The sequence below is a fragment of the Bradyrhizobium sp. genome, assembly GCF_035273305.1.
In the GTDB taxonomy this organism is placed as follows: domain Bacteria; phylum Pseudomonadota; class Alphaproteobacteria; order Rhizobiales; family Xanthobacteraceae; genus Bradyrhizobium.
This window is the reverse complement of sequence record NZ_DATEPI010000285.1, coordinates 1-9,263: the sequence shown is the minus strand read 5'-3', so window position 1 is coordinate 9,263 and position 9,263 is coordinate 1. Positions and strand designations below refer to the sequence as shown.

General features: G+C 59.8%; 8 protein-coding genes. 5 read left to right on the top strand and 3 right to left on the bottom strand.

Annotation, left to right across the window (positions count from 1 at the left end; all coding sequences use genetic code 11):
- Positions 1-378 (bottom strand): GTP cyclohydrolase I (gene folE / locus VJV58_RS18825; protein ID WP_324138877.1); only part of this gene is annotated, 378 nt, incomplete at its 3' end.
- A 400-nt stretch (positions 379-778) separates the two neighbouring features.
- Here folE and VJV58_RS18820 point away from each other — a divergent pair.
- Positions 779-2,095, top strand: coding sequence for a hypothetical protein (locus VJV58_RS18820; RefSeq protein WP_324138876.1), 1,317 nt, complete (start codon positions 779-781; stop codon positions 2,093-2,095).
- Positions 2,096-2,142: 47 nt separating this feature from the next.
- Positions 2,143-2,388, top strand: coding sequence for a hypothetical protein (locus VJV58_RS18815; RefSeq protein ID WP_324138875.1), 246 nt, complete (start codon positions 2,143-2,145; stop codon positions 2,386-2,388).
- Between the two features lie 242 nt (positions 2,389-2,630).
- Here the strand turns inward: VJV58_RS18815 and VJV58_RS18810 are convergent, their stop codons facing one another.
- A complete protein-coding gene (locus VJV58_RS18810; RefSeq protein WP_324138874.1) occupies positions 2,631-3,683 on the bottom strand; it encodes a hypothetical protein in 1,053 nt (350 codons plus the stop codon).
- 244 nt (positions 3,684-3,927) lie between these two features.
- Between VJV58_RS18810 and bamA the strand changes: the two genes are divergently transcribed.
- Positions 3,928-6,267 carry an outer membrane protein assembly factor BamA gene (gene bamA, locus VJV58_RS18805; protein WP_324138873.1) on the top strand — a complete coding sequence of 780 codons (2,340 nt, stop codon included), beginning with the start codon at positions 3,928-3,930 and terminating at the stop codon, positions 6,265-6,267.
- Positions 6,268-6,311: 44 nt separating this feature from the next.
- Here the strand turns inward: bamA and VJV58_RS18800 are convergent, their stop codons facing one another.
- Positions 6,312-6,707, bottom strand: coding sequence for a type II toxin-antitoxin system death-on-curing family toxin (locus VJV58_RS18800; protein WP_324138872.1), 396 nt, complete (start codon positions 6,705-6,707; stop codon positions 6,312-6,314).
- 702 nt (positions 6,708-7,409) lie between these two features.
- Between VJV58_RS18800 and VJV58_RS18795 the strand changes: the two genes are divergently transcribed.
- Together VJV58_RS18795 and VJV58_RS18790 are read left to right on the top strand one after the other, a co-directional pair.
- Positions 7,410-8,747 carry an MFS transporter gene (locus VJV58_RS18795; protein WP_324138871.1) on the top strand — a complete coding sequence of 446 codons (1,338 nt, stop codon included), beginning with the start codon at positions 7,410-7,412 and terminating at the stop codon, positions 8,745-8,747.
- 22 nt (positions 8,748-8,769) lie between these two features.
- Complete coding sequence (locus tag VJV58_RS18790) at positions 8,770-9,147, top strand: SPW repeat protein (RefSeq protein ID WP_324138870.1); 378 nt, start codon at positions 8,770-8,772, stop codon at positions 9,145-9,147.
- Positions 9,148-9,263 lie beyond the last annotated feature (116 nt).

Genomic DNA, 9,263 nt, shown 5'->3' with positions numbered 1-9,263 from the left:
CTGAATCTGCAAGCGTCGAGCAAAGGTATCCACCACCCGCGCAATCTTCGATATTCCGACCACGCGACCATTGGGGAGATATCCCACATGGGCGACGCCCGTAATCGGCGCCAGGTGATGCTCACAAAACGATTGAAATGGAATATCGCGAAGCGTGATTATCTCATCGTATCCAGCAATTTCATCAAAAGTACGTTTGAGCATTGCCTCCGGGTCTTCCTCATAGCCTCTGAACCACTCCCGATATGCTCGAGCAACTCTGGATGGGGTTTCCTTGAGACCTTGTCTGTTTGGATCGTCGCCCGCCCAGGCCAGCAGCGTTCGAACCGCTTCTTCCACTCTCGTTTGCGAGGTCTTCAGGTTGTAAATCTTGGCCATGAATGAGGCCCTTTCTTATGGACGGATCGATCCGGAGCAACACGTGAACGGCAACGACGATGCTCGCCTTCGCATGGCAACTTCGGAACGGCAGGTGCGTTCAACGCCTGCCCGACCGCAAATTGGGAGGACAGGGACAATCCCGGACAACGCTTCAGTAAATTCGTTGCTCCCTGGTATGGGCCCACTTGGAATCGGACTCCCGCTTTACTCCGACTTCGGACGCCTCGCTGCGCTGCACTAACTGCCATTCCGGGCCCGGTAACATTGAGCGAGCCCCTCGCCGGAACGCAAGCCGAGCACCGATCCGTCATGTTAATTCACGGCGCTGGTATCGACTGCCAAGGACCCAATCCCGTGCCGAAATGTTAAGCCCGACGTGGAATCGATCGAGGCCGGGATGGAAACACTCGAGGCATATCTCGAAAGGAAGCACGAGGAGCTTGCGTTACTGAACGGGTTCCTCGGCAGTCCTTTGAGGCTGCGGCGCCCGAGTTCGATCGAGGAGGTGATTGAGCAGAAATTTCATCTTGCCGCAGCGCTGAAGGCTGAGCATGAGCTGCACGATTGGGCGCTCACGGAAACGGCCTGGTCACACCAGGGCGGGCTGCGCGCCGGGCCGTTTGAGTTCAGGTACGACTATCAGCGCGCCGACCTCGAAGTACGCGGTCCATCCTTTTACGAACTCGACAGTTCGGCAGGGTCGAACGAGACAATCTATACGTCATCGGGCATGGCCGCGATTTCAACCCTGCTGCTGGCCTTCGTGCGCTTGATGTCGGAGGCGGAGATCCTGGCGTTACCTGGCTCCTACAGTGAAACGATAGAGCTAATCGAAAACTATACCCCTCAGTTGCGCCTCATCCGGCTAAAGCACTCACTAGGCGAAGTCGCACCCGCGGGGATCAGATCGCGGATTCTGCTCTTCGATTCATGTACGTCTGCCGGCGCATTCGAGGCGACCCTGCATTGTGAACAGCCGCAGCTCGATCTCGTTATTTTCGATACGACTTGCTTCTCAAGCGGCTCAGGGCGAATCCGCCGGGTTCTGAGGTGGGCACAACGTTGGGAAATTCCGGTCGTGCTGGTGCGCAGCCATACCAAGCTCGATTCTCTCGGCTTGGAGTACGGGCGGCTCGGCTCCGCCGTTTTCGTACCCGGCAAGAAACGCGCGACCACAGCGAAGCAGGACCTGCTTCAGGAACTCGCCATGGAAATGCGCAACGCCCTACGGCTGTTCGGGGGCGCGGCGCTGCCAGCGCATTTCCCACCCTATGTCGGAACGAAAGCCTATCGGACGCTGACAAACCAGCGGGTTGCGGCCATTTTGCGCAACAGCAGACGGACAGCGCGCTATTTTGCCACCGCGCTTCCCGGCTCGTCGGCGGAGCTGCATTTCGCTCATGGACTGTATGTCACGCTGGCGCCGAAGAGAACGCTAGACGAGAAGCAGACGAAACAGACGGCGGCTGACTTGTGCGATGACCTGAGAAAGGCCGGATTGCCGGTGCGCCATGCCGGGAGCTTCGGTTTTGATTTCGGCGCGGTGGAATGGTTCCGCGACACGACCCGCAATCGCTATGTCCTCCGGATCGCGGTCCCCGACCTCCCGACGCCGGTGTGGGATCAAGTCGCCACCGCCGTCGTCCAATGGTGGTCGGCGCATGAGGAGCAACGGCTTCCTGGTTCCGTTTTGCCGATGAACGCGTCCGTCTAGGTCGCCGGGAAGATGAGTTTGGATGCTGAGTTTTCCGGAGCACCAGAGTGATTCACGAGATCCTGCGTTGGACTGCCTCGCTCGGCACAATGGGGGCCGGGCTGGTTCTCGCTGCCCGTGTGCGGCCACGAACGACCGGCTGGGCTTTCGTCGTCCTGACCGGCGCATCAATAATCTGGATCGCCATCGGCTATCTCACCGCTGAATATGCACTGATGGTGCAAAACGTGGTGGTGACGCTCATCAATGTGTTCGGGATTTACCGTTGGCTGATATGGAAGGGGAAGGTATGAAAAGGCTGCTCCGCTTGGTTGCTATTCCGGTGTCTCGCCGCTTTTGTCTTCACGCAGACGAGGATCACCGTTTCGGAGCGTCACGTTATTCGTTGGATTAGCTTCCAAAGAAATTGTGACCTGAACGCCGGCCGCGACGACTATGGCGCATCTCGGCGGCGAAGTAGGTGAATTTCGCCATTGAAGAGCATGCGGCTCGTCGAGAAAGCGACGCGCGCATCGAATGCTCCGGCAACATCAGCTCACTGCTGCTTTTCCCAGAATGACAGCAGACCCTGCGACGCCGAACCCCCAATCACGCAGGGTATTCCGATCGCCACCTGCCCGAGCGCGGCGGCTGAAACGCAGCCGAGCGCCACCGCGCCAACTCCGACCTGGCCCCAGAAATCGAGATTGCGCCGTGCATCGGAGCCCTTGACCTTCAGCTCCTCGACCGCGGCGAGCGCATCCTTGCGAACGGCGGTGAGCTGCACGGTGTCGGCAGCCTCGACCACCTCGCCGAGCGGCACCTTGATCGCCTCCGGCTGGGTAGCCAATTCGCTGCGGAGAAATTCGCGCAATCCCGTGTCGCGAACCGCGTAACTCGCAAGCGTGTAGCGCGCCATGCTGCCGATGCTCAGCTTGTCGACCGTGTCGCGACTTTTGCTCCAGGGGAGCATCTGCATGATGCGCAATACCGGTACATGCGAGCCGGTCGCGAAATAATAGCCCCACAGCGTATCGAGCAGGTCCTGATTGCCGGCGAAGGTCTGAATCATCTTCAGCTTCTTGTCGTCTTTGGCAAAAGGATTTTTGGTGAAGACACCGCGTATCTTGTCGAACATCCCGGGCTTTGTTTCCTCCAGCGGGATTTCGGCAAGCGTCGGCAGTTTGCCGGCGAGATAACTGTCGATCATCACCTTGCGTCCGGGCATGCGCGGCGCGACCTTGCGAAGCAAATAGCGCCAGTCAGATAATCCCGAATAGGCGATCGCGCGGACGATCACCCATTCGTCTTCGGGCGCGACCGGAAACATGCTGGTGACGAGTTGCTCGGCCTTGGACGGGTTGGATCCGATCGCGCCGGCAATGAAGCCGAGATAGATGCCGGCATTCTCCGGCTCCTTGAAGGTCTGGGCGTGAAACAGCACCCGTACGGCCGCGGGGACATGCGCGTAGTCCGGCTTCGCCCGGTAGTTGTAGATCCAGCGCTGAACGACATCGAGCGAAGCGCGGGCATCGAGTTCCGGCGTGACCGCCGCATTGACCGGCGCCATCAGCAAAACCGATGCGATCAGGAATATTGCGTAGCGCATGTGATGCTCCCAGAAAGCGCCATCCCCCTGCGAAAGCGCTCCAGACCCCAACGTTTTGGCCTCATGGCTAGGAACTATTTGAAGCGGCTATGCGACATTTTCGCGAACACGCCGTTCGGCCTTGTGTCCAAATTAAGGCAAACCGCCAATCCCCAAGCCCGCAACTGACCTTATCCCAGACATTGTTTTGCCCCGCGGGGGCATTTCGATCGCCTAATCGTCGAATGGGAAGGCAGGCGGGACGATGAAAAACAGAGGCGCGCGGGGCGGACAAAACCGCCCCGCGTTTGTGGCGTGGTCGCTGGCCATTTCCCTGCTCGGGTTGCTTTGCGGGCACGCGCTCGCTGCCGAGGCGATCGAGGTCGAAGGCAATCGCCGCATCGACGCGGCCACCGTGCGGTCCTATTTTCACGCCACCCCCGACGGATATTTTGACGAGGCGGCGCGCGACTCGGCTCTCAAATCGCTACTGGCGACCGGCCTGTTCGCAAGCGCAACGATCGAGCGGAAGGGTCAGCGCCTCGTGGTGCATCTCACCGAGGCGCCGGTGCTCGATCACGTCGCGTTTGAAGGCAACAAAAAGATAAAGGACGAAAAACTTAACGCCGTGATCGAATCCAAACCGCGCGGCACGCTGCAGCGGTCGGTCGTTCAATCCGACGTCGGCCGCATCATGGAAGCCTATCGCCATGCGGGGCGCGACGATGTCGGCGTGATGCCGAAGATCATCGACCGCGGCAACGACCGCGTCGACCTGGTCTATGAAGTGACGGAAGGTCAGAAAACGACCGTTCGGCAGATCGATTTCGTTGGCAACCACGTGTTCAGCAACCGGCAACTCGCCGCCGTCATCAAGACTTCCGCGACCAACTTTCTCAGCTTCCTGACCGGCGGCGATGCCTACGATCCGGATCGGGTCGCCGCCGATCGTGAGCAGTTGCGGCTGTACTACCGGAGCAAGGGCTATGCCGACGCCACCGTGACCTCGGCGAAGGCCGAATACGATCCGGCGCTGCACGGATTTGCCCTGACGTTCACGATCGATGAAGGCGAGCGCTATCACTTCGGCGACGTTTCGGTCATCTGCAACGTGCCCGGCGTGGATTCCGAGAAACTCCGCGGTTTGCTGGTGGCGAAACCGGCCGCCACGTTCGATGGTGGCGCGCTGGATAAGACCACCGAGGTTCTCGCGATCGAACTGTCGAAGCTGGGATTTCCGTTTGCCCAGGCTACGCCGCGCATCAACCGCGACGCCGCAGGCAAGCGAATCGATGTCGCGTTTACGATTGATCAGGGGCCGCGCACTTATGTCGAGCGCATCGATATCCACGGCAACACGCGTACACGCGCTTATGTGATCCGGCGCGAGTTCGATATTTCCGAAGGCGACGCCTACAACAAAAGCCTGCTTGATCGCGCCGAGCGACGACTGAAGAATTTGAACTATTTCAAGAGTGTCAAGATTTCGCGCCGCCAGGGATCGAGTTCTGATCGCGTGGTGCTCGACGTCGCGGTTGAGGAGCAATCGACCGGCGATTTCTCGATCTCCGGCGGTTACTCGACCACCGACGGCCTGCTGGGAGAGGTCAAGTTGGGCGACCGCAACGTCCTCGGTAGCGGCATCGCCGCGACCTCTTCCCTTACCTACGGCCAGTACGCGCGCGGAATCGATCTCGCGGCTTCCGAGCCCTATTTCCTCGGCACGCGCGTCTCAGCGGGCATCGAGCTCTATGGCCGGCAGAACACGTCGAGCCCGTACCAGTCGTACGGCAGCAACATCTATGGGGTGACCACGCAGTTCGGCACGCCCATCACCGAGCAGATCGGCGTGCAGTATCGCTACTCGATCTATAATCAGGATGTCACGCTGGACCCGACCTCGCTTGCGCTGGCGCCGTCGCTGCCGATCCAGCAAGCCGCGCTCGCTGGACCGCAATGGGTTTCCGCGGTCGGCAGCACGGTGAACTACAACTCGCTCGACAACGTCAAGAATCCGACCAGCGGTTTCAGCTCGCAATTGAAGCAGGATCTCGCGGGCCTCGGCGGCGATGTCAAATTCCTCCGCACCACCGAAGACCTTCGCTACTATCACGCGATCAACGATGACGTGGTCAGCCTGGTGCGTGCGCAAGGCGGTTACGTCACCGGCTGGGGCGGGCAGCAGGTGCCGTTGCTCAATACATTCTTCGGCAACCCGACCATGGTGCGGGGATTTGCTCCGAACGGCTTCGGCCCGCGCGATCTCACGCCGGGCACCAGCATGGATAATGTCGGCGGCAGCATCTATTGGGCCACGACCGCGCAGCTGCAGAGCAATATTCCGGGCGTGCCGCAGGAGTATGGGCTAAAGGCGAACGTGTTCGTCGATGCGGGCAGCGTGTTTGGCTACCGGGGGCCCACCGCGTTTCCGGGCTCGGCACAATCGCTGCAGCTCGCCAATAATAATGTGGTGCGATCCTCGGTCGGCACCGGCCTGACCTGGGCCTCCCCGTTCGGGAATTTGACCGTCGATTACGCGGTGCCGCTGACGAAAGCGGCCTACGACGTGGTCCAGCCGCTGCGGTTCAGCGCCGGCGGACTGTGAGTGAGCGCGCGCCGGTGAGAAGAATGTCGGACGGGGCTAAGTGGCTAAAGGGCTTTCACGAAGGGGCGTATCAGTTCAGTAAACTGTTCAATACCGAGACCCTTTGCAACTAGACCCGTAATCCAGTGGCCCAATGGAATTTCGCCATCTGGCACGGTCAAATTGTAGCCGTTGGCTTTCAAGAACATCACGAAGACGATGAAAGCCGTCCGCTTGTTCCCTTGCTCAAAGCAATGATTTTGAACGATGCCTGCTAGCAATTGCACGGCGAGGACAACAACGTCATCCTCGCCGTAAATCCAATGATTTTGGGCTTTGCCGAGTGCGCTTTCTAAAAGAGAGCGATCGCGCAGGAAATAGTTTTCGCCAGTTTCTGAAACAGCATCTTGGTTGACTTTAAGAACTACCTCTAACGGCAGCCAGTTTGGCTCATTTCGCAAGATAGGCGATTGTCCGGGCAAATTGAGCGGTGACCTCGGCCTGGAGCGTATTCCAGTCAGGAGCCTTTTGAGGCTGCACTTTATAGCTCGGAGGCGCACTATCCACGTGCGGAGTCTCAAGCTCCTGGGGCTTTTGGTGTCGAGCCGACATGTTGCCCTCCTGTCTTTCCACTCACACAGAACAACGAATGAATAGGTAGAGCTTTTGTTCCAAAAATCAAGTGATATTTCAGTACGTTAACGGTGGTTAAGAAGCAAATTCCGTTGAGTTATCAACAGCGAGGTCGGCAAGAATGGCGCAGCCTTCCTGAGAAGTAGAGTTTGCGACCCTTGACTGCAGCGAACTTGCGTCGGCGATCCGAGGGTCTCAGTCGTACGGCTCTCACGCGCAGGCACGTTCACAGCTGTGATGCGCGAAATACAACGCAACCGCGAACGTGGTTAGGTGAAGCGATAAGGCGGGTAAAGCGACAGTAACATGCGCGGCGAAAACTTCTGCGCTCACCTGCCCTTTCCCGAACGGAGGACCCTAACTCAGCGAACCTGGTCCGCGTGGCGTTGGCCGTCAGCCCTGGGCCCTGCCCTCGCCCTGCCCGCCCGCAGCCGCCTTCCCCTAAAGTTTTCGCGAATGTTCCGGGGCGGATGGAACTCTGCCGGAACGACCGCGTTCCCGCGAAAAGGGGCTGTTGCGGAGGAATTCTCATGGCAGCACTCGATGGCGACCTGGCCCGCCTTTCCCCATCCGAGCATCAGGTTCAGCTTCGCCGCGCGGTGATCGCGTCGACCGTCGGCACCGCGATCGAATGGTACGACTTCTTTCTTTACAGCACGGTCACTGGTCTCGTTTTCGCAAAGCTCTTCTTCCCCCATTCCGACCCGTGGGTTGGAACGCTGGAGGCGTTCGGCATCTACGCCGTTGGCTTCGTTGCCAGGCCGATCGGCGCCGCCATCTTCGGGCATTACGGCGACCGCATCGGCCGTAAGTCCACGTTGATCGCGACGCTGCTGCTGATGGGCATCGCCACCGCTGCGGTGGCAATCGTCCCCACCTATGAAAGCATTGGAGTCTGGGGTGCGGTGATCCTGACTATCCTGCGATTCATCCAGGGCGTCGGCGTCGGCGGCGAATGGGGCGGTTCGGTGCTGATGTCGATGGAATGGGCGCGCACCAATCATTCGCGCGGCTTGATCGCTTCCTGGCCGCAGTTCGGCGTGCCCTGTGGACTTTTCCTCGCCAACCTCGCGGTGCTCGCGCTTAGCCAAATGTCCGGCGACCAATTCCTGAGTTGGGGCTGGCGGATTCCGTTCGCGCTGAGCCTGATCCTGGTTGGCCTCGGTCTGTACATCCGGCTTGGCATTCTCGAGACGCCGGTGTTCTCCAAACTGCTTGCCGAGCGCCAAATCGATCGCACCCCGATGCTGACGGTTATCAAGCAGCATCCAAAGGAGATCCTGCTCTCGGCGTTTGCGCGGATGGCCGAGCAGGCGCCGTTCTACATCTTCACGGCGTTTGTCTTTTCCTATGGCATCGGAACCCTGCACGTCTCCCGCAACTTCCTGCTGACCGCGGTGCTGACGGCTTCCGTGCTGTCGTTCGTCTCTATTCCCGTGTTCGGCCATGTGTCCGACCGCATCGGCCGCAAGAACATGTACATGATCGGCGCGATCACGACCGGGATTTTCGGATTCATCTATTTCGCCATGGTGAATACGGGATCGGAGCCGGTCATCTTCTTCGCGATCATCCTCTCGCTCGTGCCGCACGACATGCTTTACGGACCGCAGGCGGCTCTGATTGCTGAAAGCTTCACCGGACGACTGCGCTACAGCGGCTCCTCGCTCGGCTATCAGTTAGCCTCCATCATCGCCGGTGGACCGGCGCCCCTGATCGCGACCTGGCTGTTCGGCACGTTCCATTCGTCAACGGCGATCGCTGGCTATATCGCGATCTGCGCGGTGATCACATTGGTGGCGACGGCTATGATGACCGACTACACCGGTAAAGACATCGACGCGGCCGGCGTATACGACAGGCGCTGAAGGGGACCGCGGGAGGTTGGCCATGAAAAAGTGGCGGCGCGAGTCGATACTTGATCTCTACAATCTGCTGCTGGCGGCGTTCCTGTTCATATCGCCGTGGATGTTTGCGGCAGCGAACGGTACCGCGGCCGCGGATCTGCGCGTGAGCGGCGTGGCGGTCGCGATCCTGTCGCTCGCGGCGATGCTGGCATTCGCCACCTGGGAGGAATGGGCCAACCTGCTGCTGGGACTCTGGCTGATCGCCTCGCCCTGGATACTCGGTTTTCCGCATACGCGCGCGATGCACTTCAGCATCGGCATAGGTCTCGCGGTTGCGTTCTTTGCGGCCCTGGAGCTGTGGCTGGTGTATGACGAAACCCATCCGGAACCGCTGCCGTCGGAGCCGCACCAGAAGCAGTAATGGATCGCGCTCGGCGGTCTGACGCGAGCCGTGCGATCTCGGTGCAGAAGCAATGAAACCCCGCCGGCGCGATGCCGGCGGGGTTTCACTGGAGACCAACTCTCCCTCACACGGAG